The sequence below is a fragment of the Candidatus Zixiibacteriota bacterium genome (genome assembly GCA_029860345.1).
Lineage (GTDB): Bacteria > Zixibacteria > MSB-5A5 > GN15 > FEB-12 > JAJRTA01.
Genome location: JAOUBJ010000005.1, coordinates 41,343 through 66,934 on the forward strand (window position 1 = coordinate 41,343; position 25,592 = coordinate 66,934).

The window sequence follows — 25,592 nt, forward strand, 5'->3', positions numbered from 1 at the left end:
AAGATGATAAGCGGCGCGCTGTCATGTGTCAACCAAACTTCATGGACGCAGGTTTGTCATCAAACCTACCGACCGTGTAGGGCATCCGCCGAGGCGGGTTTCCAGGAGTTTCGGGCGACCCAGACCGCACTATGCTGTAGGACAAGTCTTTCTTCAGACCTGCCAAAGAAGGCGGGTCCGAAGACGGACCCACCCTACTAATGAGCTCTCAACCTCACCCTGAACTCCCCAACCTCACCCTGAGCTCCCCAACCTCACACTGAGCTCCCCAACCTCATCCTGAGCGGAGTCGAAGGGTGAACCAAGTCCAGTAGGTCGGAACCCCTTAGTGGTGCCGACATGAATGAACGGCAGAACCAGAAGCGGTTCTGCACTACGTCATCTTGAGGCGGTCTTCGGGCGACCGTCTCTGAACATATTCGAGGCGAATATCAACGGCGTTTGGAAGAACGACTGCGCGTTTTCTTGCGGGGGCGGTCTTTCTTGGGAGACTTTTCAGGCGGAGCAGGTGGCGCGGGTGAAGGCTGTTCCGGCGGCGCGTGCAAAGTCTCCTGGTAGTAATCATCCAGCAGCATGGCAATCACCGAGGCTTCATCTTCGCTCTGACCCAGTTCAATAGCCAGCGGGACGAATCGCTGCATCCGTTCTACCTGCAACTTATCGCGCGCACGCAACCGGGCTTCCAGCAAGGCCGTCACGCGCTGGGCGGCAATGGCGGCAACGTCGTCATCGGTCGGCAATGGTCGTTCAATCATTTCGATACTGAACCGCTTGGCGATGCGTTGCAGCTCGGCTTTTTCCAGCACATTGGCCAGGGTGATCGCTTCGCCCGACGCTCCCGCCCGTCCGGTGCGTCCGGCTCGATGAACATACAGTTCGGGGTCCTCGGGTGGTTCATACTGAATGATATGCGACAATTCCGGTATGTCGATCCCTCGCGCAGCCAGATCGGTAGCGACCAGAAATCGAAGTTTGTGTTCACGCACGCGGGTCATGATCTTTTCGCGAGCCCGCTGGGTCAGATCGGCCGTGAGTTCATCGGCGTCATAACCAAACCGTTTGAGCACAGTCGTAACAAAACCGACCGTTGCCTTGGTATTACAGAAGACAATCGCGCCGGTCGGGTTTTCGATCTCAATAACGCGCACCAGGCAACGTTCTTTTTCCATGCCCGGCACCACGTAAAAAACATGCTCGGTTTCGGCCACATGCACGTTGTCCCGACTCAGACTCAGAAAATCCGGCTGCCTGAGGAATTCTCCGGCCAGACGGATGACGTGACTGGGAAAAGTGGCCGAGAACATGTAGGCGTTGATCCGCCGACGCGGCAGGTAGCGCTGGATCTGCTTCATGTCAGGATAGAAGCCCATCGACATCATTCGGTCAGCCTCATCAAAAACCAGTATTTCCAAACCATCCAGACTCAACGTCCTTTTGAGCAGATGATCAAGGATTCTTCCGGGAGTGCCCACCACAATCTGCGCACCGGAGCGGAAAGCCTCGATTTGCGGACCATACCCGACACCGCCATAAACAGCGACGCACCTGATACCGGTATTACCGGCTAAAAGTGAAATCTCATCGCCCACTTGTTTGGCCAGTTCGCGGGTGGGAACCAAAATCAACGCCTGTCCGGTCGGTCCCGGATTCTTGATTCGTTCCATTATCGGCAGCACAAAAGCGCCTGTCTTACCGCTGCCGGTACGTGACTGACAGATCAGATCACGCCGGGCCAGCATGTAAGGAATGGTCCGTGCCTGAACCGTGGTCAACTCCGTCCAACCGGCGCGCGCTGCAGCCTGGCGCAATTGTGGCGGCAAGTCGACCATCGAGGTGCTCGGAAGTGAGTCGGCCGGTTCGACCAGATGTTCGGCGCCGGCACTCAGTGATCGGGCTAGTTTGCTCTCGAGGGCATCCGGCGAGGCGTCTTCGTAATTCGTGTCTTCTGTTGTCATGTTCCAGCTATAAGTTCGTTCAACCCTTCGCTATTGTACCGGGTTTTCCAAGTCGGTTCCTAAGATACAGATTATAGATCAATGTGTACAGGAGTATCTCGGGTTTTCCACAGTGACATACCTACTCCGGTTTTTGCGCTAAGGCGACGGGGCTTGACCGCGCCAAAGGCAGGATCATGACCCGACCCATAACGTACATACGAGACAAGAGCGGTCGCCCTCTTGGGGGTTGACATGGCGGTTGGTCGGAACATATAATGACTGTTCTGAACATCCAGCTAAAGGCCTGACAGAATGAAGCCAGTCGGTAGTACTACCAGAGTATCCGGATTCCACGTGATCAGAGCAATAACGGTCTTAGGAATAATTGCGACCCTCGGGGCTGTTGTCGCAAAAACTGAAGCGGCCCCGCAAAACTCCCAGCCCACTGACAAAAAGTCCATTGCCGTGCATACGCCGAGTTCGTCTGAACCTGCGGGAATCGACGCTTACCCCTTCCATCGACCGGTCACCTCAGGGGCTATCATACTCTATCAAAAACTGATCAGCCCGGCCCGCGGCACGTCGTGTCCGATGCATCCACACTGCTCCGAATATGGCCGCGAGGCGTTTGCCAACCACAGTCCAATTCGGGCATATATCATGACAGCCGACCGGCTTCTTCGCTGCGGCCACGATCTCAATCAGTACCGACCAACCAGCGTTGATGGTCGCAGGCGTTACTTTGATCCCATTGACCTCGACCAGGCGTTCGGTGGCCGGATGATCGCCCTCGCCGCTGCCGGTGAGAGCGAATCCGCAGATGACACCAACATCAATCCGCGATCATCGGCCAACAGCACAACCTCGACCAATGGCGATTCGGACAGTTTGCTGTTTCGGTTCGCTCGCCAGCTACAACAAGAGGGCGACAATCAACGCGCGGTTACCGAGTACCTCCGCCTGGTGTCATACTATCCGGACTCTCCATTTGGGGGACGGGCAAAGTTGGCGGCCGTGCAGTGCTATCATGCCGCCGGTTTGTTCTCGCAGGCAGTTGTCTACGGTGAATCCGTTCTGTCGGAACAGCCGGAGGCAACCATCGCCGATCCGATCAGATTTCGTGTCGCTGCTTCCAAATTCAAATCCGGTGACCTGGACTTGGCCCTGGCCGACTTTACGGGCTTGTCTCGAGGCGAGGGAAGTTTTCGCCAGCAGAGCATTATGGCGCAGGGTTTAACGCATGCGCATTTGCATGATTGGACGGCTGCTGCCATCTCGTTCGATGCCATCGACGACTCTTCGCAGCATTCAATGAAAGCGCGCTACTGTGCTCGGTTAGCCCGTGAAGCGTCTGACCTGGATTACAAGAATCCCAAATTGGCCGGGCTTCTGGCGGTCGTACCGGGGCTCGGTTACCTGTACGACGGCTATTATGGAACCGCCCTATCGGCGTTGATGGTGAACGGGCTGTTTATGTGGTCCACATACGAAGCTTTCCGCCAGGATCACAACGGCCTGGGGGTAACTCTGACAATTTTCGGCATGGGTTGGTATGCCGGTAACATATACGGCTCGGCCTACAGCGCTGTACGGCAGAACGAGCGGCGACGGCATGATCACCTGCTGAAGTTTGATCTTGGTTTCAAATTCTGAATGGGTAATACAGACTATTCGATGACAACAAGCCGTTAGTGAGACCGGCATGGAGACAGAGGATGTGTAGATTATTCGACAAGACAAATTACAGCGGCTCGCAACCGGTTCACCCGGTCAGCCCATTGCTGTTGGTGGCGCTGATGATCGGCCTGATCACCGGATGCGGCGGCGCGAAGGTAGTCCATCTGGTGGAGGATCCATCGTTCGACTACTCTCAGGCCTCCTCGGCGGAAATCGGCATGGCTGGATTCGTGTCGATAGTCGGCGATGACAAACAACGCGCTACCATTCGGCGACAACTGCCGCCGTTATTGGCTCAGAGTATCAGTGAGAAACGGCCCGATCTGACTATCATTTCACCCGAAAGAATCCAACAAGCATTGGGTGAGGAAAACCACAAAGCAGTGCTGGATCAGTATGTCAGGGGTGGCGACCTGGATCAGGGTAGCATGATTCAACTGTTCAGCGCCACCCGTGGGCTGGTGCGCTACGTGATTCTGGGACGGGTTGAGAAAGACCATGTTCTCCGTTTTGAAGAACACGAAGTAGACTCCACGTCTTCAGGAACCAGGTACAAGGTGCGTCGCGAAATGGCCGTCTTTTTGCAGGTGTATGATCTGGAAGCGGGGCGGTCTGTCTATGGCGGTTTGATTACCAACGACCAAACCAATCAGCGCTTTGAGCCCGATGTCACCTCCGGCGATGCCGACTCCTTCGGTGAGGCTGGCACTAATCTGTTCGTATCCTGTATGATGAATCTGGTTTGCAGTATGTTTCAGAAAGAGTCGGAGGAAGGTGGCTACCCCGCACCACCCACCAACGAGGAAATCACCCGGGACATTTTTGAGAAGTTCGCCGAGTCGCTGCCGGCACCGGAAGGAAGTTAATGGAATATGAGAAGTGACAATGGAACCACCATGAACAAGGGGTTAACCTTCGGGTTGATATGTCTGGTCACACTTCTTTTTGCAGCCTGGTTTGGCGGCTGTGGTGAGGCCAAAGTTGTCCATGTCAGAACCGATCCAAATTTCACTTATGAGGCGGCATCTTCCTCCACCATCTCGATAGCCGGTGTCGTCACAGCGATCGGGGATGAGGATTATCAAAAAGAAGTTGGCAACAAACTGCCGCTCCTCCTGGCTACGCGAATCGCAAAGAAGCGGCCGGACCTATCCATCACAGACCCACAGCGAATCGAGAAGGCTCTGGGCAAAGAACGACTCCGGGAACTGCTGGATCGTTACGGTCAAAGCGGTCGGTTGGATACGGCCAGTGTGATAGCGCTCTTCGAGGCCAGCCGCGGATTGGCCCGCTATGTAATCTTGGCCAGAATATATATGGACTCAACAGCGCGGGTCATAAACGAGGATGAGTTTTCCATCGATCACAAGACGGAGCGGATGATCAAGATCGTTTTCAACGTCTACGATATCTCGACGGCTACACTGGTATTCGACGAAAGCATCTCGCATGAGGATTTCAACCTGCAACTGGACGCCAAGCATGAGGCTCCCGACGATGATTGTAGCTCGGCTCTTTCTTTCGTCGCCTGCATACTTGATATTTTCAGCTTCCTGGAAGACAAGGACGATGAAGGATTTCCACCGCCGCCTGAGCTTGAAGACATGGCCAAAGTGATTTTCGACCAATTCGCCGCGACCTTACCGGCAGCCTCATCCGGATAGGTTAACCGGCTGGCCCGCTTCTCGTGGGCAGCAGACTCGAACGTACACCGCTCACAAGACCGGTCTAGAACCAGTCCAACGCGGCTAACTCGGGGATTGCATCCCTCAGGTCATCGGTGAGGTAGTCCAAATCGTCGACCATGTCTTCGATCTCTTCGGCTTTTTCCTCAAGCTCTTCGGCGCGTTCCTCAATCTTTTCAGTAGCCAGCTCGACTTCGTCCTCTAAGTCGTCCTCACTATAGTCACTGAAGATCATTTTTAAGACGCCCAGTCCGGCCACCAGCCCGATCTTGGCCCCTTCCGCGCCGATGCGAGCTCCTTCCCAGCCGATCTCTTTCGCCCGGTCATGGATTTCGCCGAGCTGCTGGTGATATTGCTTGAGGAGTTTGGTTTGGTCATCATCGGTCTTGACTAGCTCATCATCGATGTATAGTTCGTAATCTCTGGTGATCTCGACCCTGGAAGTTTCCCGTCGGCCACGGTGCTTAATCATCACCGAGCCGTGCTTCATATCGATACTGGTGCGGTCAGCGTGCCCATGTTGCCATGATATATGATCCCAATCACGATCACGATGGCGGCTGCGGCTACGATTCCTGCTTCCGGCGAAAGCGCTGCCGACCAGCAGAAGAGCCAGCCCGATTGTCAAAATGCGAGTTACAGATGATCCCATTATCATTCCTCCAGTGTCTCATTCTCTCTTTGATTTTACCTACGAGCAGCAGCCGGTCATGTTTCAAGCCATTGCTTGAAACCGCGTAGCGGCGGGGCTTGTCTCCGCCGACCTGAAATCTTGCAGGGCAGGTCTCTTTTCTCCCTGGGACCTGCCGGTGGCGGGTTCACGCCGTGGCGCGTAGTCTGCTGTCATGCCGGACCTTGATCCGGCATCCATCTTTTCTTCTAACTGACGTGCGTGGTGTACGTCCCCCTGCGCCACGTTGAAATGGGTTCGTTTTGCGGAAAAAACACTTTCCCAGCCCTCCACTTCCCGCGGGCGACAGACAACTCGACCTAAGATCAACGGGGACACAACCATGTCATGCCGAGCGCAGTCGAGGCATAAGCGCATTGAAATGGGTTTGAGTGTCGTGAATTCATGTTATTGTAACAGAATCTATGGTGATGACGAGACTGGCGTGCTATAGCTGTTGTTCGGACGATCAAAGTGTTCATGGCATTCGTCTTTTTACCTACCGGTGTGCAGATGTTGTTTGGTAAGGGTTGGTACGGTTTTTGTGGGAGGGACATCCCCGTGCACCACGAGCGTAGAGGTCTTATCGCGTAGCGGCGGGGCTTGTCTCCGCCGACCTGATATCTTGCAGGGCAGGTCTCTCTTCTCCCTGAGACCTGCCAACGATGTCGAAACCGCAGGGGTTTCGACCTACGATTGAAGAACTGGATTCCGGGTCAAAGCCCGGAATGACATGCTGCAGGACCGCAGGGAACCCTGACCTACAGACGCCGTCGCGCGGGGTCGCACGACAGCACCTGAAGAATCACGCGAAGCGCGTGATGTCGAAACCGCAGGGGTTTCGACCTACTGTTACTTGCAATGACGGCAAACTGGTGTCGGGCGGGGTCGCCGCGACACCACAGGCAATTGCGTCAGGTCTCCAAGAAAAGAGAGACCTGACCTACAAGAGAAGAACTGGATTCCGGGTCAAAGCCCGGAATGACACACTGCAGGCCCGCAGGGAACCCCGACCTACGGTTGAAGGCTCGTACACCAGGCACAAGAATCTTTTGAAACCCGGACGAACGTCCGGGCCACCCGCGGCACCATCGTGGCGCACGAGGACGTACACCACGCACGGAAACCAGGATGAACGTCCCGGGTCACCCTGCCGGAACTCACAACACCGCGTAGCGGGCGGCCTTGTGTCGCCCGATAGATGCTTGGCCGGAGACAAGCCCCGGCCCTGCGCTATGAAATCCCCTCTTTCCATTAATCGTTTTCCCTGTCAGATGGTCTAAGATTATGAGTGATTGAAGCACACGTTTTGGAAAGGTCCGCAAAGTATGAACGACAACCCATATAGAGAGGCGCGAATGGCTGGTCTGCAATCGACCGGGAACAGAACCCGCTCCCCTATCGGCTTGGCCCTGATCGGCATGGTGGCCGGCCTGGTCTTGACAACATCCTGCAAGAAAATCGAACTCAACAGCAGTTGGGCAACGGCGCCCATGCTCATCGACGGTCAAACTCCGGACTGGAAGGGTGTCACCAGCCACTTCCTCGAGGAGAGCGAAGCTTCGGTGGCTTTTGCCAATGATAGCTCGCGACTCAATATACTATTGCGAACTCGTGACCCCCGGCTGGCTTCGGTGATTCGCCGTAGCGGCTTGACCTTCTGGGTAAACGCTCAAGGCAACCAGGAGAGGGATTTCGTGATTCGGTATCGCGGTGGTCCCACACGCGAGGAAATGAGTTCCATGACCGGTAGAATGCAACACCGCGAATTCGACCGCGAGCCGGAATTCATGACACCCGACACGGGTGGGGCGAGTCTCACCTGTTTCGTGAGAGACAGGATTGTCGAGATGGAGATTCCACTTGACGGGTCCACCGGTCCGGCCGCCGCTTACAGTTTGGACGAAGGCTTTTTCACCTACGAATTCAGCCTGCCCTTGCACGAAAGTGCGATGCGATCCTACGGACTGGCCGCCGTGCCGGGACAAACAATCAGAATCGGCGCTGCCTGGGGAGGCGAAGGACGGGGTCTGAACCCGGACCTGCCAGGCCCAGCCGGTCTCAAACGGAGTCCACCGACCGGCGGTGGATTTGGCGGGCGCGGCGGCCGAGGTGGCGGCCGGCGTGGCGACTCTCAACAGAAACGGCCTCAACCTATGACCTCACAGGATATTCAAATGCGCCTTAAACTGGCTGAATCGAGGGGAACATGAAAGATGTGTGCGTCTCACATTGCCTTGTTGATAGGTCCAGCTTACGTTGTGTCGGGTCCTGAACCCCGCGATAGCGGGGGTTGTGACCCGGCGCTTGACCCTATGTTGGACAGCGGCGGCGGGTCACACGGATTCGCTTGCGTCCGCCGCGGCGGACAGGACCCACCTCAACAGGCTACCGGTTGTGGCATGAAGGATGTGTGTGAGTGAGCTATATAACCCACCGAGCTAACGAGAGTTAAAACTTTGATTTGGAAGACCAAAACTGCAGATTCCACTATGCACGAAATGATGTTCGCCGACTCAAATGGTCGGCCCGGATTCAAACAACTCAGAAAGTGACGGCATGGACAAGTTTGTAATCAACGGCGCCAAACGCCTCAAAGGGGAACTCAAAGTCGAAGGATCCAAAAACGCAGCTTTGCCCATTATCGTGGGATCACTCTTGATCGAAAAGGGAGAGTCCGTAATCCGCAACGTACCCCCGCTGAGAGATATCGGGTCGGTCATAACAGTGATGGAATACCTCGGGGCGAAGATCAGTTACAATGCCAAAGCTCATGTGATGACCATCAACGCAGAAAACTGCGATCAAAACACAGCGCCATACGAACTGATGCGTCAAATGCGAGCATCTTTTTTGGTGTTGGGTCCCTTACTGGCCAGACTGGGCGAAGCACGCGTGTCGCTGCCGGGTGGCTGCGTGTTAGGTGCGCGCCCGGTCGATTTTCACATCAAAGCGTTCAAAAAGATGGGCGCCCGCGTTACCGAAAAAGGCGGTTACATCACGGCCAAAGGCAAGCCGCTGGCCGGTGGCTCGATCTACTTCGATAGGCCGTCGCACACCGGTACCGAAAACGTCATGTTCGCGGCCATGTTCGCCAAAGACAGGACCACCATCGCCAACGCCGCTTGTGACCCGGAGATTGTTGATGTGGCCCGGTTCTTGAACAAAGCCGGGGCCAAAATAAGAGGCGCCGGGACGCCTACAATTGTAATTGAACCGGTGCGTCGCCTCAAAGCAGTCGACCACAAGGTCTCCGGCGACCGGCTGGTGGCCGGCACATACATGATCGCAGCAGCCATCACCGGCGGCCGGGTGAAAGTTGCCGGTATCGATTCCGATCATCTCACTATGGTCACTCACAAACTATTGGAAATGGGGTGCAAAATCGAAACCGGACGCAATTTCCTGAAAGTGGCCGGTCCCCGAAAACTCAAACCGGTCTCGGTCACTACCTTTCCCTACCCCGGTTTTCCAACCGATTTACAGGCGGCCTTGATGGCGGCAACTTGCGTGGCCGACGGTACCTCGCAGGTCAGGGAGACGGTATTTCCCGATCGGTTCACGCACACCATGGAGATGCGCAGGCTCGGCGCGGAAATCACGGTATCCGGCGATGAAGCCATTATCCACGGCGTACCCGGCCTGACCGGAGCAGAGGTAATGGCTTCAGATATCAGAGCCGGAGCAGGCATCGTACTGGCCGCCCTGGCCGCAAAAGGCAAGTCCGAAGTGCTCAGAGTGTATCATGTTGACCGCGGTTACTTTGCCATAGAGGAAAAGCTTTCGGCTATTGGCGCCGATATTAAGAGAATGAGTTAGTTTGAAGGGCCGGTGCGTACTCAGTCCTGATGGTTTTGCCGTCACAGTATTGAACCGAAAGGCCTTCTTACTCGTTATAATAGTGTGATGACTGAGGAGCTCGGCCAATAGCCACGGGTGACATAATGAAAAGATACAGAATAGCAGCGTTGTTTATCATCGGCCTGGCCTATGTTGGGGTCAATGCCCAGGAGACTTATTTCGGCAAAAACAAAGTCAGGTACAAGGACTTCGAGTGGAGCTACATTCAAACGCGCCATTTTGATATCCACTTCTATGAAGAAGCCTACCCGACGGCCAAGTTTGCCGCAACCGTGCTTGAGTCATCATACGTTGAGGTCAGCAAGGAGCTTAACTACAAGATTCAGCGCCGGGTACCGGTCTTTCTCTACAACTCACACAACGATTTCCAGCAAACCAATATCCTGCCATCGCTCATCGGCGAGGGAACGGGCGGCTTTACGGAGGTCTTCAAGAACCGCGTGGTGACACCGTTCAACGGTTCATACGAAGATTTTCGTCATGTTCTGCATCATGAACTGACGCACGCCATGACATTCGACCTGCTTTACGGCAACGCCTTCTCAGCCCTGGTGTCACGCCGTCGCCTCTTCCAAATGCCGTTGTGGCTGGCCGAAGGATTTGCCGAGTATTCCTCACGCCACGGCTGGGATGCCGCTTCTGACATGTGGGTGCGCGATGCCACCATCAACGGCTACCTTTTGCCGCCCATGTATCTCAATGGCTACAATGCCTACCGCGAAGGTCAGGCCCTGGTGAAGTACATCGCCGACAAGTACGGCGAGAAAAAACTGGCCGATATTTTCCGCAAAGGAAAAATCTACCTATCCATTAACAAAGCCCTCAAAAAGTCAATCGGTATAGATCAGGAAAAACTCTGGGAGGAGTTCTCGCGAGAGATGAAACGGCGCTATTGGCCCGAGATAGCCTTGCGCCAGGAAGCCGAGGAGATCGGTACCAAATTGACCAAGGCGCGCAAGGACGGTTCTTATTTCAACGAAAAACCGGTCTTCTCCCCGGAGGGGGATAAGATCGCCATGTTCACCGACGGTTCAGACTTTACCGAGATCGTCCTGATCTCGGCCGATGACGGCAAGATTCTTGATCGGTTGGTCAAGAGTTCCCGCAACGGCGATCTGGAGTCGCTGCATGCATACGTCTCCGGTATTTCGTTTTCGCCGGACGGTACCAAACTGGTGTTCGTTGCCAAGTCGCATGGCAAAGAGTCTCTGTTCTTTTATGATCTGCTCAGAAACCGGGTCTACAAGAAAAAACGGTTCGACTTTTACAACCTCCTTTCGCCGGCCTGGTCACCCGATGGTGAGAAAATCGCCTTCTCAGCCCTCAAGGAGAATGAGCGCGACATATTCGTGTATTACCCTCAGACCGATCAACTCGACAGACTGATGAATGACCGCTATGACGACGTCGATCCGAGTTGGTACCCCGAATCGGACAGGATTCTCTTTACGTCCGATCGACCTCACCCGCAAAGCGAGGTCGTCACCGGTGAGGAACATGAATACGTAACAGCCGGTGCTTTTATGCCGGGTGATTTTGTCTATGGATGGTACAATCTCAATGAGATCGATCTATCCAACCGAGAGGTCACGGCCGTTGATGTCGGTGCGGGTCCCAACACGGTTCCCACGGTATCACCTGACGGCAGCAAGATTGCGTTTATTTCGGGCCGCAGTGGGATAGACAATATCTATGTCGCATACACCGATTCCGACCGCGTCTATCCAGTCACCAACATCCTTTCGGGGATCGATTACGTCTCATGGTCGCCCGATGGTAAGAAACTGGCCTTTGAAGCATTCAACCAGGGCGCCTTTGACGTTTTCATTCTGGACGAAATAGTCCCGGTCGGCGACAACGGCACACTGACGCCGACAGCCTTTGCACAGGGTGACAATAGTCTGTTCACTTTCGACCAATCGGAAGAATCGGTCGATTCCGCGTTGGCGGACGTTGAAGACGAGCCGGGCGAACAACCCATGCTGGCTTCTCTGGACCCGGACGAAAACCTCTCGGATGATCAAGCCGCCGCCTCAGGCGACCAGCAACCGTTCGATTCCACCATGGCAACTCCCGTAAGTACGGAAGCCGACAGTTCGCAGACCGCCGACGGCAAGGAGGACGATGAAGTCATCACCGAATCCGGTATCTACGACGAGGAATACGTTCATGTCTCAGACGGCCGGTCCGGTGATCCGCTTGATCCGTTTATGTTTGATGTTGAGGGTGATAGCTCAGATGTTCGCAAGACCGTGGTGGTGGAGGAACCACCTTCTTTCGATTCAATCGCACCGCCTTCATCATCGGGCGACTATAACATCCAGCAGTACAAAGTTAAATTCACGCCCGACTATGTCGGTGGCGGATTCGGGTACGATACGTTCTTCGGCTTGCGTGGCCAGACAGTGTTTCTGTTTTCAGATTATCTGGGTAATCACCAGATTCTGGTTGCCACCGACCTGGTCAACACTATCGATCAGTCAAACGTGCTCGGCTACTATGTGAACAGCAAGAGGCGCATCAATTATGGCGTGGGTCTGTTTCACAGTAAGAATTTCTATCTGGACCCGGCGGATAATCTTTTCTCCGACCGCTTCTATGGCTTCCAGGTGTTCACCAGTCGGCCTTTTTCGATCTTCGATCGACTGGAATTGACAGCCTCGCAGTTTTTCATCGACCGAGAGCATCACGAGGCTGACGATACTCTATCCAATCGCAGCAGCAAGGTTACAACGGCCGAGTTCTCCTATGTCACCGACAACATAATCTGGGGTCTGACCGGTCCCTTGAACGGACGTCGCGCCAAGGTCACTATCGGCAGCGGCCTCAACCTCTTCGATTCGCGAGATGTCGAGTTCTACTCGGCGGAGTTCGATTTTCGCCAGTATTGGCATTTCGGCGGCCTCTATTCCCTGGCCTTCCGGGCTTCCGGTGGCGCCTCAAACGGCCGCACCCCCAAGTTGTACTTTCTGGGAGGAACTACCAACTGGATCGGCAACACTACTCTTGATGCCAAAGTCTACGAAGTGGAAAACCTGTACTTTGCGGATGTCGTTACGCCATTGCGAGGCATTGACTATTATAGTCTTGCCGGTGACCGCTATGGCCTGATAAACATCGAATTCAGATATCCCATGATCGATTACTTTGCCATGCGCTTTCCGCTGGCTCTCACCATCAGTCGGGTCGGCGGCGCCATCTTCCTGGACATGGGGTCCGCATGGGAAGGCAGTAACTTCAAGGCGGGAACAACTCATGGCGGCCTCCCTGCCGACAGCACCTTGGGGGGCAGGGGGAGCGAGAAGCGCCTGCTTGACCTCAAGACAGGTTTCGGCTTCGGGATGCGTGCCAACCTGGGTTTCATACTGCTGCGTTACGATATTGCCTGGTCAACGGATTTCTACTCCGTGTCGGACAAACCGACCTTTTACTTCTCGATGGGTGCCGATTTCTGATCTGACGGATGCTGCCTGAGAGCGACGAACGTCTGCGTCCGCACATGATCCACATACAGTAAGTTCCGGCATTTCCTGCGTTCGCCGAAGGAGAGACTGTGCACGCCCATCGCGCGCAACGCGAAACACAGGCTTGCCTGCGTCAGCACGTTCACCACACACCGCCGATCGGGTAATACTGTTATAGGCCGGTATCCAGTCTTCGAATACAGAACTGGATGCCGGATCGAATCCGGCATGACGAACAAAACCACTTTCTGCTTCTCAAAGAAAAACGCGACTCCGATATGGAGCCGCGTTTTTCGGAAGCTGACGCAACCTATTACCGTTTATGCACGGAGCACATTTTGGCTTTGCCGTTAGTGAAGCGTTTGCACTTCTTGCCGGCTTTGGTCTTGCCTGCACAGCGGACCTTCTTGGTCGCTGCCTTCTTCTTCTTCGGAGCCGCCTTCTTCTTAGCTACCTTCCTCTTCGGAGCGGCTTTCTTCTTTGCCACTTTCCGCTTCGGTGCAGCTTTCTTTTTGGCGGGCTTTCTCTTTGGCGCAGCCTTCTTTTTGGTTGCTTTCTTAGCTTTGCGCATAGAAACTCCTCCAAGGTTTGGGTTTCGTTATACACAAAAGTTTTTTTTTGAATATATGTCAAGGAAAAAAGTTGCATGTCGTGCATCTTTTATTACGCATCATGCACGAGTCGTTCACGGTGCATGCATGATTGCACGCAGCTTCTGTTGACAAGGTACCAGTACGATCCGGCCGGGCTCGGCCAAAGATGCATCCCATCTAACCTATCATCTCATGGTGCAACACACTATTCGGATGGCTTATGTGAGTTGTTATGGGCGACGACGTTTCTTTCGCGATGACGATTCAGTCTTGGTGGTTCGCCGGGTTTTCTCCGCTTTAGCTGTGTCGTTGTTTGAAACACGTCCGAAGTTCTGCAGAGCAAGGGCCATGTCGTACAGCTTCTCGTCAACGGTTGCCATGACGGATCCTTTTGTGAACCTCCCGCTGGCCAGACGGCGACCGGCCGCCGTATCGGTGAGAATCTCGATCCCCTGCGCAATGGTCTTAATGGGATAGATGTGGAACTTCCCTTTGGCAACGGCCGCCAGTACGTCGGAACGAAGCAGCAGGTCGCTTGCGTTCTGATGAGGTATTACGCAACCCTGCGTTCCGGTGAGCCCGCGGCTTGAGCACACATCGTAGAATCCTTCCACCTTTTCGTTTATGCCGCCGATCGGTTGAATCTCCCCTTTCTGGTTCACCGAACCGGTGACGGCCAGGTCCTGACGGATAGGGATGCCGGACAATGACGACAGAATAGCGTAAATCTCAGTCGACGATGCCGAGTCGCCGTCGACCCCGGAGTATGATTGTTCGAACGAAATTGAGGCCGACATTACCAGCGGCTTGTCCTGAGCAAAGGTCTCCCTGAGATAGCCACCCAGAACCAGCACACCTTTGTTGTGAATAGGTCCCGACAAGTCCGCCTCGCGTTCTATGTTGATCACACCGGATTTGCCCATTGAAGTGCTCACCGTGATGCGAGTTGGGCGCCCGAAAGCGTAATCTCCGATGTTGTAGACCGAAAGTCCGTTGATCTGTCCCACAACTTTACCGGTGGTGGAAACCATCAGGGAATTGGTGTCTATCATTTCCTGGATTTTGTCTTCGACCAGATTAACGCGCGTGCGGCGTTCCTTGACGGCATTCTCGACATCATCGCGTGAAGCTTTGGACGCCTTACGCTGACTGGCCAGGAACGACGCTTCCCGAACGATGTCTGAGATTGTTGCGAAACGGGTTGTCAGTTTATCTCGTCGACCGGCGACACGGCGTCCATACTCGGCCACCGCCTGCATCCCCGAGATGTCGAACGGCATCAGTTGCTCATTCTCGACCAATCTTCTGGTGAATCGGTAGTACTCGTGGGTGTTTCGCTTGTTGAACGGCATGACGCTGTCGAATTCGGCCTTGATCTTGAAGACTTTCTTGAAGTCATCATCGGCCCGCCACAACAGATGGTATATATTCGGTTCGCCGATCAACACTACCTTGACATCGAGCGGTATCGGCTCCGGTTTGATTCCCGATCCGGCCATGTTAAAAAACGGGTCATATCCGGTGATCTCGATGTTGTTATTGCGAATGGCTCGTTTCAGATGAACCCACACACCCGGCTCGGTGAGTACATCCATGGCGTTCATCACCAGGAAGCCGCCTGATGCCTGCAAAATCGAACCTGAGAAAATCCTCGTAAAGTCGGTGCGCCAGTACCCGAACCGATCAACTACGCGCTCAAGTGAGCCAAACAGGTTTTTATAAGACGGCGACATCTCAATGACAATCGGCACCGTTTCGGCCTCCGAGTTGTCCAGCACGACATTGATCGAGAACTCTTCAAACGGTTCACGTTTGCGATACGGCGGCGCTTCTTCTTCACCACGGCGAGGTCGCGCCTCACGGAAACGATCCAGATCGGACAACAGCGCCTCCTGCACCTCATCCAGGTAAGCGACTACCTTATCAGAAGGGAAACGCTTCTTGAGCAAGTTGACTTTGTCGGTCACCAACGGTGAAATGGCTCCGGAGTCCAGCTTCTCCAGCGCCACCTCCAACTTGTTGGTCAGTTTCTTGGATTCTGTCGAGGTTACGTCGAACTCTCGGCGTAACCGATCCCACAGCCTGCGTAGTTCATCAAGCCGCGGCAGGGGGAATTTTCCCTCACGCGAAAGCTGTTCCAGTTTATCCAGTGAGGAAGGTTCATCATCTATCAACGGCTGAATCTCGTTACGGACGCCGATACCGGATTGGACCTGTACCATCACGAATCCGGCCTGAGTCAGTTTATCCTCGAAACCACGGATCAAGTCCTTTTGCCGGTTTTCGAACTCACGAGTAATCCGCGAGTGCTTGTCTTTGTAGTCATCGGCAAGGAATATCTGCGGCACCGCCTTGCGCACCGAGCTGATCAGGTACGACATATCTTTCTTGAATCGTCGACCGTCACCGGCATTCATTATCAAGACCCGAGGACAATCTTCATTCTTGAAATTGTTGGCGTAGCATACATCCTGAAGGCCCGGTCGATCATGATCAAGTTGTTCCAAGAGACGTTTGATCGTCGTCGTTCGGCCGGTGCCGGTCAGGCCGGTGACAAAGATGTTATAACCTTCACTTTTTACATTCAGGCCGGTCCGTATGGCGTCAACGGCCCGTTGCTGGCCGATAATACCACAGCAGGGGTCGACATCATCGGAAGTCTTGACGCCGGTCGGCTTCCAACTGATCCTGTAATCCAGATCTTTGGTTTTTAGTTCGCGTATTGTCTTCGCTTTTGTCTTAGTCGCTTTGGGCATATAACCTCCGTTACCGCGTTTCTACAAAGGTACAATAAACAGCACTACGGCCTCTGAGAGTACAAAAAAAAGCTCACTCCGCGTCATCGGAAAGCGAGTTGTCACCAATGTATACGTCAAATACCGGCACGTAGCATCCTGAAAGCAAAGAACGGCGCCGTCATTTTCATTATTAATGTGAAGGATCGATGGTACGCCGGACTTAGGTGTGCGGCAGACATCCTCGTCTGCCCCCTGACATCGTGGCGCACGAGGACGTACACCACGCACGGAAATGGTTCATCACTGCGCGCGCGAAGCGCGAGAAACAGGCTTGCCTGTGTCACCCACGGCTTGACCGTGTCACCCCGAGCGGAGTCGAGGGGTGCTCCAGCTTATCGCGTAGCGGCAGGGCTTGTCTTCCCCCGGTCACCGCTTATCGCGTAGTGGCGGGGCTTGCCTCCGCCGACCACTGTCTTTGGTAGGGCGGGTCCGGCTTCGCCTGCGCGCCGCGGCGTGAACCCGCCAAATGTGTCACCCACGGCTTGACCGTGTCACCCCGAGCGGAGTCGAGGGGCGCTCCCGTTTGAGCGACGCGGCAATCTCATCCCTCGTCATTCCGGGCTTTGACCCGGAATCCAGGCGATAAATCGCTTTCTTGCGCTACGCGCATCTTTGTACCCCTGCCAATCCCGCGAAATCAGGAATCCCGTCTTGCGTGAAAAGGCTGGATTCTGGCCTGCACCAGAATGACACACTTGGCTCAGTCTGGATTCCCTAAACTCACAAACGAAGTGCAACACCTGTATAGGCAGTTGTTAGAGTGGTGTTGGGCGACCTCGCCCGACACAATTCTCGACCTAAAAAGCGGTTTATCACAGCGTGGTTTATCACAACGTGATTCATCACAACGTGATTTATCACAACGTGATTTATCACAACGTGATTTATCACCGCGAAGGGTAAAATACCCATTTATGAGTGTTTTTCAGGTGGCCAAGGCCAAACCTGCCATAATGGCTGTCGGCCTGCCATGTCGCCGCTCGAAATAATCTCAAAAAAGTGAAATTAGCGCGAGATTTGTGACAATTATCAAATCGTTGAGCGGCCACAACTTGCGATAGCGCCAACCGTAACTTGTTGTGGTGTAACGAGGTTATCTTACTTGACTTGGCCTGTAAAGCTGATATATTGCTTCGTTGCTTTTTTAGCTTTGCGCATGTTGGCGGTATCGTCTAGTGGTTAGGACGGGTGGTTCTCAGCCACCAAGCCGGGGTTCGATTCCCCGTACCGCTAAAAGCCAGCATGGTCGCGCTAAGCGAACCAGGTGGCAGGACTGAGGTGGTTGGTCCTGCCACCGCTTTTTTTGTTTGGAGTTCCACTTGCATCAGCTGGGGTCGCTCAGTGTGGTATCCGTCCATCACTAAAGATGAACTCACCTTGTCCACACAATGCGTCTGTATTTGTGATCTCTTGCGGTTCTCAGAGATTCCATCCAATCGGGTTCGTCTCCAATTGAAGAGTAACTACCGACTAAACGGATTTCCTCCCCGTTTGACAGAAAGTAGTAGAACTTCTGATTCTCTGGGAGTCCATGGGGTGGAATCGATCCTACGTGAAAGTAGTACTTCAGAGAAATTGGATTTTGTTCAACATAGATGTCATTGCCGGCTTGACGCACGTTGATGGACTCCATACTTGTGATGCCCGGAAGCTGTGAAAAGGCGTCCATCAGCCGAGCTGGGTGGAAATGGCCGTGCCTGGTTCCCTTGCGGACAAAAATCCATCCGGTTGTTGCTGAACTGCTAAAACCACCGAAGTGCTCTGATATACACCTGAAAGGCCAATAGGCGGGACTGTTTCTGGAACTTAGCATTGTAATATCGGCTGGCGCCAACTTGAATCCAGATCCGTACCATGGCCATCGGTACTCTACACTGTCAATTGATGCCAGCGAGTCGGGCCAGTTCTCTCTGATCCATTGCAGATCAGCGGCGATCCGGTCATGCAGGTCCTTTGGAGCTATGAGGCTACCAGATAAGAGCAGCGCAGCACCTCTGGCCTCTTCACTCCCTTCGTAAATCTCGAATTCCGGAAAATCCAAACTTATTGTATCGCAAGCATACACCGGCGGGGTAGTGTCCGCAATCCACGTCCGAAACACTCCATACTGTTCTCCTGCAGCCACCAGAAACTCATGCCAGTAATCGTGTGTAGACGTGTCATTATGGTGGTCTTCACCCAGATAGACCGCTGAGTCACCTTCGATTCGGAAACCGAGTCTGGCCGGACTACACGAGTTCGAAACAAAAAAGTACCTTGCGTCATTGTCTTCGTGAATCAGGATGTGGATGCTGGGATACAGGTCCAGGTGCGCGTGGCCGTTGGGCTGAATCCACCGTACATCCGGAATGGAATCCAGACCGTAAGTATCTACCAAGAGATTTGAGTTAAGAAGGGCCGAATCAGCGGTGTTGAAGTGCGCCAAGAACCAGCCCCCGGAGTATGGGCTGTCATATACTGAATCTACCTCAATCGTAATACCGTTCCATTCGTAGGACCTCATCTCCACGGGATGATCGATTCCCATTATCAGCATGCTTGGCTTCCATGGGAGATGAAACCGTGTGTTGACACAAGGTATCGAATCACCGAATCGCGATCTAAGCAATTCGAAATCCTTGGTTAGCGAATCATACAAGCCCTGTCGTGCAAGCAATTCACCACCGAGCCACAGGGCTGCTTCGTGAGCTTCACTGTTTGCAGCACCAGACGTAATGTATGCAACAGGCTTCTCCGTCGTTATCAATGTCACATCCCCCGAACACCCTGTATACCAAGACAAACACACACCCACTAATGACACTGATAGTAAAGTACGTTTCACCACAACCTCTTAACTTGCGGCCTCCAACCAAACTGACTGTCAAAGATGCAATTCCTGCTATCCACAAGTAAGGACGGCGATAGCCTTGGAATGTGCAAGGCTATTTATCGCACCCTTCCCCCTAGACCAGTGCTTGGTGCGTGTAGATATTACCGAATTTGGTTCTAGCGCAATCAGCCAGCGGCCAGAACAAACTCTTCGCCTCCCCCCCATACCCCCAAAAATAAACACCAACAGAACGCAAACTGGATACGTTTGGCCTACGATAGATACTGTTTCTTTTGTGAGCCGGGCAGTAACGATTCAGGCAGTACACATCATGCCGCGCCGGCCAACAGTTTGACAGAGCTACGACAAACAAAACGTCAGGGATATTAAATGAGAAGAAACTTAATTGCTTTGGCCGCAGCGCTTGTACTATTGCCCCTGGCCGGTGCGATTGACAGCGTTGTGGCGGACACGAATAACGAAGAGATCAACTGGCAGGTAACGCCCGGCGGCGGCACGGTAAGCAGTTCGGCCGATTACTTCCTTCGCGGCACAGCCGGTCAAACCGCGGCCGGAAACATCTCCGGCGAAGGCATCAGCTTGAGACAGGGATACTGGCAGGATTTCGAGACGGCCAGTTGCTGTATTGGCGCCATTCGCGGCAATGTGGATTATGATCCGGGAGATAATATCGACATCTCGGATGTAATCTACATGGTGGACTTCATGTTCACCGGTGGACCCACGCCGATCTGTTTCGAAGAAGCCGACACCGATGGCGACTTCGTGACCGAACTCAATGTCGCCGACCTGGTCTATCTGGTCGACTTTATCTTTCTGGGTGGACCGGCACCGCCGCCGTGTCCATAGAGTGTGCAGTAAGTAGTCGCATAAACGCGGCCTTTCTTTTGACGTAAATATGGAGTATATTGAGCCAAAATATCCGTATCTGGACCCGCAAACAACGCGATACAATTGTGCTCATAGAATAGAGTCTTGTCAAACATATTGGAGACATTCAAATGCGTTTCACTAAAGCCATACTATTAACAATCGTGACAATCTTCGCCCTCGGCAGCACCATTCAGGCCGAGGCTCCGAAACTATTGAGCTATCAGGGTCGGTTGGAAGACGGCGCCGGTGCCTCGGTTGCCGATGGAACTTACGAAATCGCCTTCGAGATATACCCGATTGCCACCGGCGGCGCTGCCGTGTGGAGTGAAACGCAATCGAGCGTCTATGTAGCCGATGGTTTCTTCAACGTCCTGCTCGGCTCGGTTGAACCGCTGGTAGACAGCGTCTTCAAAGGTGAAGAGCGTTACCTTGAGATCACTGTCGGCACGCAGGTGCTGTCACCTCGGACCCAGCTTGCCTCGGTCGCCTATGCTCACCGAATTTCCACGGTCGATGGCGCCAAGAGCGGCAGCCTGACCGGTGAGTTGACGATATACTCCGACGAGACGATTGCCTTTGGTCCTCCTTCGCCGGCTGGTCCGAACGCCACGCCCAATTATATCAAACTCTCGTTCGACGACGGCGCATCGATGGCCATTTACGAGCCGGCTGACTCCAAAAACGGCGACTTTACCTCTACCAAAAAAGTCGAGATGCGAGCCGGCGGCGTAACACTGTTTGGGCTTAACGAACTGGATACCACATTGCAGGTGCTACCCAACGGCGACATTGTCGGTGTCGGTCAGATTACGATGGGCGAGAACAGTTCATCGGGCGAAGAGACCACCGTGTTGGGGTTTGAGAACACAGCCGACGGCGATTCATCCACGATTGGCGGTGGCTCGGCCAACGTCACCACCGGCACCAGTTCGGTTATCGCCGGTGGCTACAACAACTCAGTCAGCGGCGAAGGCGGCACCATCTCCGGCGGCAGCACCAACGATGTCAGCGGCGCCTACTCGGTAATCCCGGGTGGTCAGTTCAACGAGGCAGCCGGTGACTACTCTTTCGCTGCCGGATACCGTGCCAAAGCGCTGCACAATGGGTCCTTTGTCTGGGCCGACTGGACCGAGGAAGATTTCTTCACGACCGCCGACGATCAGTTTATCATCAGAGCCGGCGGCGGTGTGGGCATCGGAACCTCCTCGCCGTTGGGTCTGCTCGAAGTGGCCGGGGCCACCGGGGACGGCTCGGTCAATCTACCGGAGTCGTCTATTGCATCGCCTGAGATTCTCGACGAACCCGGTCTGGCCTCGTCACGATACGCCGATGAAGTTGTTCTCGCCCAATATAAAGCCAATACTGACGGCATAGTGACGATCTCAATCAGCACACCGTCATCCGGCTACATCATTATTCGCGGCGGCACCACGCTGAAGACTTCGGGGACGGCCGGACCCAATCGCGCCTACCTTCAGATATCGGAAAGTCCGGGCGGGACATTGGACCTGCCGTATTCGGCGCTGGCCGGCGCGGGACACTATGATGGACCCAACAAGGTCGCATACAGGTCCATGACGGTGGAGCGGGTATTCTTCAAACCGGCCGGAACATACGATTTCGAGCTTGAAGGTCTCGCCCATCCTGACAACGATCTCGACGCGATTACGTCTATGGCCAACTCATACCTGACCGCGTCGTACCTGCCGACTTCGTATGGTTCGGTTAATGCCATCGTATCCAATGAGGATCTGAACGAATTCGACATGGCTTCACCGGTGCAAAGTGAAGGCTCGACTGCGCACTATCAAGTTGACTTGCGCGAACTGGAACTTCGTGCGGCCAAAGCGCGCGCTGATGCTATAGAAGCTGAAAGGATGTTGCTGGAGGCTCAGTTGAAGTCTTCTGGTGGGTCGACAATGGCCAAGGGTGGTGAATAGAGGCTCAACCCCGTCTGTTTCGCAGGGTCTCGACTTTGCCGAAGGCTGAGTTGAGACCCTGTGAATTCCCCAGATTAATGTAATATATAGTGGTGGTCGAGTCTTCTGACTCGGCCACAAGACCCACGGGATCTGAAGATCACGCGGGCACAGGCGTGCGCCGCCTATACGTGCGCGGCGTATGTCCTCATGCGCCGCATAAATGTCGCCCCTCGACTCCGCTCGGGGTGACAGGGTGGGCGCGCGGAGCGCGAAGGACCCATTTATGGGTGTCATTCCCGCGAAAGCGGGAATCCACTCCGTCGAAAGATGGACCCCCGCCTTCGCGGGGGTGACAGAGATAAGATTGGCGCTTATGATGTAAAGCGTGCAATCAAACTTGATATCTGTTTGACTTGCGGCTGGATCTCACGCTGGCGGGCCGAGGTAAGAGCTGCTTCGAGGGTTTTGAGTCCTTCCGCCTGATCCGCCTCAGGACCACGACAGAGCGACTCGCCCAGCAATACTTCAACGTGCAACTTCAACTCGAAATCGGCGCTTTCCTGCACCTTGCGTCGCACCGTCTGAAGCTGCCGAATTCCGGAATGGTACAACCCATCCCTGACCGACAGAGCAGCCAGATAAGATGCCACCAGGTCCCTACCCGACTTGTCACCGATCTCGCGCGAGATACTCTGGGCCTGCTTGACATGACTGGCACATGACTTATTGTCTTCGACATGGTAGTAAATCTCTGCGATGTCCAGATGCAAATGGGCCATGTTCCGGCTCATGTTGCCTTCAGTCGCGATGTCCAAAGCGGCTTCGTAATGTTCGATAGCTTTGTCTGAGTCTTCCATCACGAAATACACCGCGCCGAGGCGATGATGGGCGGCGCAGCTGGTCAGCGGATGTTGAATCTCCTCGGCCATGCTCAGGGCGCGTTGGGCGGTCTTGAGTCCGTTTTCGTTGTCGCCAAGAGTAAGCGTGAGCTGGCTGATGTTGCAAAGGGTGAGAGCAAGATTGCTCTGATCGCCCAGCGCCTCGAAAGTCTCGGCGGCCAGTTGGAACAGCCTGAGCCCCTCGTGGTACATACCGCGCTGAAGCTGGATCAGCCCGGTATTGAGGTTTTGTCTGGCCTCGCCGGCCGTGTCGCCCAGACGTTGGTTGATGTCCAACGCTTCATTATAGTACTTGAGGGCCATCTCGATCTCGGCCTGAAAGTAATAGACATTGCCGATATTCGACAGACAAGCAGCCTGCAGTGAGAGATTCCCCTGCTTGCGAGCTACTTCAAGCGCTTCGTCGTAGAGATCCAGTGCCCGGTCGTACTCACCCTGACGCGAGTAGGCAACGCCCATGTTTTTGAGCGCCTCGGCGGTTTTCTCTTCATCATCAAGTTCGCGACTGATCTCCAGCACCCGATCAAACAGTAGCAACAACTCGTCGTATTTTGCCTGCGGTTGCAGGACCGATATCAAAGTACCGAGTATCTCAGCTTCACCAGCCAGATCACCGCTCTCACGTCGGATTTGCAGAGCTTGCTCACCCACTGCCCAGGCTTCTTCCCAACTGGAGCGACCGATATGAAGTTGCGCCAAAAGATGCAAAAGGTTGGCTTTTTCAGCCGCCTGGTCCTTTCCCTGAGCCTGCTCCAGAGCGGATTTCAATTCGGTCTCCGCTTCTGTGAAGTCTGCTTGATGTATCAACACCTCGGCTATTCCGGCCCGGGCGGCCAGCAAAGTCGGTTCCTTCTCAAGAGCCTGACGGTACAACTTCTGAGCCGCTATAATGTCTGAGGTATCCTTCTTGTGGTCGAATGTGTATTTGCCTTTGAGGTAGCTCTCATAGGCGTGCGCATCTTCAGCTTCGGGGACTCCGATTTGCGCATCGTGGATCACCGTAGTCCTGACCTGGAGGGCTTTACTAATACCCTCGGCCAGGGCTCGCTTTATCTGCGGTAGATTCCCGGCCTGCTCCTCCCACCGTTCGGCCCAGAGGGCATCACCGGTGGAAATCTCTATCAACTGCACGGACACTCTGACCGCCGTTTCGGTTCGTTGAATGGAACCATCAAGCACCATACCGACTTTCAACCTGGCCGCGATTTCTTCCAGATCGTCGTCGGAGTCCTTGTATTTGAGCACCGACCGCATCGGCGTAATACGCATTGAGCCGATACGCGAGAGGTCTACAATCAGATCTTCGGTAATACCATAGGCCAGGAACTCATCGTCGGCCGGTCCCAGATTCTTCAGTGGCAGAACAGCCAGACCACGCGACGTCTGCTGCTGCGGAGGCGGTTGAATTGAGGTGATCTGAGTGGGTGCGGAAAAACCGGCCACTTCACGAAGGGCAATGGCAAAGTCGTTGATGCTCGGGTAGCGATCGGTGGTGGCCTTCTGCAGGCACCGTTTGATGATGTTATCCAGCGACGACGGAAGACCCGGCATTATCGTCGAAGGCGGCGCCGGATCTTCGTGGACTATCGAGTGGATGGTGGCCGGCATGTTGTCTTTTTTGAAGGGCAGTTTGCCCGTCACCATCTCATAGAAGACAATCCCGACTGAAAAAATATCGCTGCGAGAGTCAACATCAATGCCCTGCCCCTGCTCCGGTGACATGTACTGCACCGTTCCGACCGCCTGACCCACCTGAGTGAGTTGATTGTCGCCCGGCTCCTTGGCCAATCCGAAATCGAGGATGCGCACTCGTTGTGAATTGTCGATCAGGATATTGGCAGGCTTGATATCACGGTGAACCAACCCGGCAGCATGGGCGGCGGCCAGGCCGTCGCAGATTTGAGTGCAGATAGCCACCGCCTGATCCACCGGCATCGGCCCCTGATCCATGACCTCCCTCAACTCCTTCCCCTCGACCGCCTCCATGGCTATAAATACCCGATTGTCCTGATCGGCGACATCGTAGATTGTCACGACATTGGGATGATTCAGCCGCGCCGCGGTCTGGGCCTCACGCATGAAACGCCTTCGAAAACTCTCGTCGGCGGCAAAATCGGGCGAAAGGAACTTTAAGGCCACGTCCCGCTGCAACTTAGTGTCGGTGGCCAGGAAAACCTCCCCCATGCCGCCTACGCCCAGTTTCCTGGTCAGTTTGTACTGTGAAATGACAGCGCCCGGCGCCAGTATTGTCACCGACTGGGTACGATCATCGCCTGCCTCATTGGACATCGAACGGACACCTCCGCCTTTTCATCTTCTGTCTCGGCCTTAACACAACCGCAAGTAAAGATAGTATTGGTCTATCTTCACCACAATAAAC

The 25,592-nt window shown here is 54.3% G+C and carries 14 protein-coding genes and 1 tRNA gene; 10 read left to right on the forward strand and 5 right to left on the reverse strand.

Annotated elements, in window-relative coordinates; genetic code table 11:
- Nucleotides 1–431: 431 nt before the first annotated feature.
- The gene (locus OEV49_06735) at nucleotides 432–1,955 is read right to left on the reverse strand and encodes a DEAD/DEAH box helicase (GenBank protein ID MDH3890764.1); all 1,524 of its coding nucleotides are present in this window, start codon (nucleotides 1,953–1,955) and stop codon (nucleotides 432–434) included.
- A gap of 336 nt (nucleotides 1,956–2,291) precedes the next feature.
- Here OEV49_06735 and yidD point away from each other — a divergent pair, with 336 nt between their 5' ends.
- The 3 genes from yidD to OEV49_06750 all read left to right on the forward strand — a co-directional run bounded on the left by yidD (nucleotide 2,292) and on the right by OEV49_06750 (nucleotide 5,278).
- Nucleotides 2,292–3,590: a membrane protein insertion efficiency factor YidD gene (gene yidD / locus OEV49_06740; protein MDH3890765.1), complete on the forward strand. Its 1,299-nt coding sequence runs from the start codon at nucleotides 2,292–2,294 to the stop codon at nucleotides 3,588–3,590.
- A 62-nt stretch (nucleotides 3,591–3,652) separates the two neighbouring features.
- On the forward strand, nucleotides 3,653–4,480 hold the full coding sequence (locus OEV49_06745) for a hypothetical protein (protein ID MDH3890766.1): 828 nt from the start codon (nucleotides 3,653–3,655) through the stop codon (nucleotides 4,478–4,480).
- Nucleotides 4,481–4,486: 6 nt separating this feature from the next.
- Complete coding sequence (locus OEV49_06750) at nucleotides 4,487–5,278, forward strand: hypothetical protein (GenBank protein MDH3890767.1); 792 nt, start codon at nucleotides 4,487–4,489, stop codon at nucleotides 5,276–5,278.
- 64 nt (nucleotides 5,279–5,342) lie between these two features.
- On the opposite strand, the gene OEV49_06755 is transcribed toward OEV49_06750, so the two are convergent.
- Nucleotides 5,343–5,951, reverse strand: a complete 609-nt coding sequence (locus OEV49_06755) for a YggN family protein (GenBank protein ID MDH3890768.1) — start codon at nucleotides 5,949–5,951, stop codon at nucleotides 5,343–5,345.
- 1,346 nt (nucleotides 5,952–7,297) lie between these two features.
- On the opposite strand from OEV49_06755, the gene OEV49_06760 reads away from it, so the two are divergent.
- The 4 genes from OEV49_06760 to OEV49_06775 all read left to right on the forward strand — a co-directional run bounded on the left by OEV49_06760 (nucleotide 7,298) and on the right by OEV49_06775 (nucleotide 14,016).
- Nucleotides 7,298–8,182: a hypothetical protein gene (locus OEV49_06760; GenBank protein ID MDH3890769.1), complete on the forward strand. Its 885-nt coding sequence runs from the start codon at nucleotides 7,298–7,300 to the stop codon at nucleotides 8,180–8,182.
- A 346-nt stretch (nucleotides 8,183–8,528) separates the two neighbouring features.
- Nucleotides 8,529–9,788 (forward strand): UDP-N-acetylglucosamine 1-carboxyvinyltransferase, encoded by a 1,260-nt coding sequence (murA, locus tag OEV49_06765; GenBank protein MDH3890770.1) that lies wholly within the window; start codon nucleotides 8,529–8,531, stop codon nucleotides 9,786–9,788.
- 125 nt (nucleotides 9,789–9,913) lie between these two features.
- The gene (locus tag OEV49_06770; protein ID MDH3890771.1) at nucleotides 9,914–13,285 is read left to right on the forward strand and encodes a BamA/TamA family outer membrane protein; all 3,372 of its coding nucleotides are present in this window, start codon (nucleotides 9,914–9,916) and stop codon (nucleotides 13,283–13,285) included.
- A 218-nt stretch (nucleotides 13,286–13,503) separates the two neighbouring features.
- Complete coding sequence (locus OEV49_06775; protein ID MDH3890772.1) at nucleotides 13,504–14,016, forward strand: hypothetical protein; 513 nt, start codon at nucleotides 13,504–13,506, stop codon at nucleotides 14,014–14,016.
- 101 nt (nucleotides 14,017–14,117) lie between these two features.
- Here OEV49_06775 and OEV49_06780 read toward each other — a convergent pair whose 3' ends face one another.
- Entirely contained in the window at nucleotides 14,118–16,643 is a 2,526-nt protein-coding gene (locus OEV49_06780) for an AAA family ATPase (GenBank protein ID MDH3890773.1), read from the reverse strand.
- Between the two features lie 1,203 nt (nucleotides 16,644–17,846).
- Here OEV49_06780 and OEV49_06785 point away from each other — a divergent pair.
- Nucleotides 17,847–17,918, forward strand: a tRNA-Glu gene (locus tag OEV49_06785).
- A 139-nt stretch (nucleotides 17,919–18,057) separates the two neighbouring features.
- Here the strand turns inward: OEV49_06785 and OEV49_06790 are convergent.
- Nucleotides 18,058–19,431 (reverse strand): hypothetical protein, encoded by a 1,374-nt coding sequence (locus OEV49_06790; GenBank protein MDH3890774.1) that lies wholly within the window; start codon nucleotides 19,429–19,431, stop codon nucleotides 18,058–18,060.
- A gap of 456 nt (nucleotides 19,432–19,887) precedes the next feature.
- On the opposite strand from OEV49_06790, the gene OEV49_06795 reads away from it, so the two are divergent.
- Nucleotides 19,888–20,367, forward strand: coding sequence for a hypothetical protein (locus OEV49_06795; protein MDH3890775.1), 480 nt, complete (start codon nucleotides 19,888–19,890; stop codon nucleotides 20,365–20,367).
- 152 nt (nucleotides 20,368–20,519) lie between these two features.
- Nucleotides 20,520–22,331, forward strand: a complete 1,812-nt coding sequence (locus OEV49_06800) for a hypothetical protein (GenBank protein MDH3890776.1) — start codon at nucleotides 20,520–20,522, stop codon at nucleotides 22,329–22,331.
- A gap of 353 nt (nucleotides 22,332–22,684) precedes the next feature.
- Here OEV49_06800 and OEV49_06805 read toward each other — a convergent pair whose 3' ends face one another.
- Nucleotides 22,685–25,501: a protein kinase gene (locus tag OEV49_06805; GenBank protein ID MDH3890777.1), complete on the reverse strand. Its 2,817-nt coding sequence runs from the start codon at nucleotides 25,499–25,501 to the stop codon at nucleotides 22,685–22,687.
- Nucleotides 25,502–25,592: the final 91 nt, after the last annotated feature.

Coding starts and splice junctions, on each gene's coding strand:
- OEV49_06735 (MDH3890764.1), bottom strand. CDS start 1,955: ATGACAACAGAAGACACGAATTACGAAGACGCCTCGCCGGATGCCCTC.
- OEV49_06745 (MDH3890766.1), top strand. CDS start 3,653: ATGTGTAGATTATTCGACAAGACAAATTACAGCGGCTCGCAACCGGTT.
- OEV49_06750 (MDH3890767.1), top strand. CDS start 4,487: ATGAGAAGTGACAATGGAACCACCATGAACAAGGGGTTAACCTTCGGG.
- OEV49_06755 (MDH3890768.1), bottom strand. CDS start 5,951: ATGGGATCATCTGTAACTCGCATTTTGACAATCGGGCTGGCTCTTCTG.
- OEV49_06760 (MDH3890769.1), top strand. CDS start 7,298: ATGAACGACAACCCATATAGAGAGGCGCGAATGGCTGGTCTGCAATCG.
- murA (MDH3890770.1), top strand. CDS start 8,529: ATGGACAAGTTTGTAATCAACGGCGCCAAACGCCTCAAAGGGGAACTC.
- OEV49_06770 (MDH3890771.1), top strand. CDS start 9,914: ATGAAAAGATACAGAATAGCAGCGTTGTTTATCATCGGCCTGGCCTAT.
- OEV49_06775 (MDH3890772.1), top strand. CDS start 13,504: ATGCCGGATCGAATCCGGCATGACGAACAAAACCACTTTCTGCTTCTC.
- OEV49_06780 (MDH3890773.1), bottom strand. CDS start 16,643: ATGCCCAAAGCGACTAAGACAAAAGCGAAGACAATACGCGAACTAAAA.
- OEV49_06795 (MDH3890775.1), top strand. CDS start 19,888: ATGAGAAGAAACTTAATTGCTTTGGCCGCAGCGCTTGTACTATTGCCC.
- OEV49_06800 (MDH3890776.1), top strand. CDS start 20,520: ATGCGTTTCACTAAAGCCATACTATTAACAATCGTGACAATCTTCGCC.
- OEV49_06805 (MDH3890777.1), bottom strand. CDS start 25,501: ATGTCCAATGAGGCAGGCGATGATCGTACCCAGTCGGTGACAATACTG.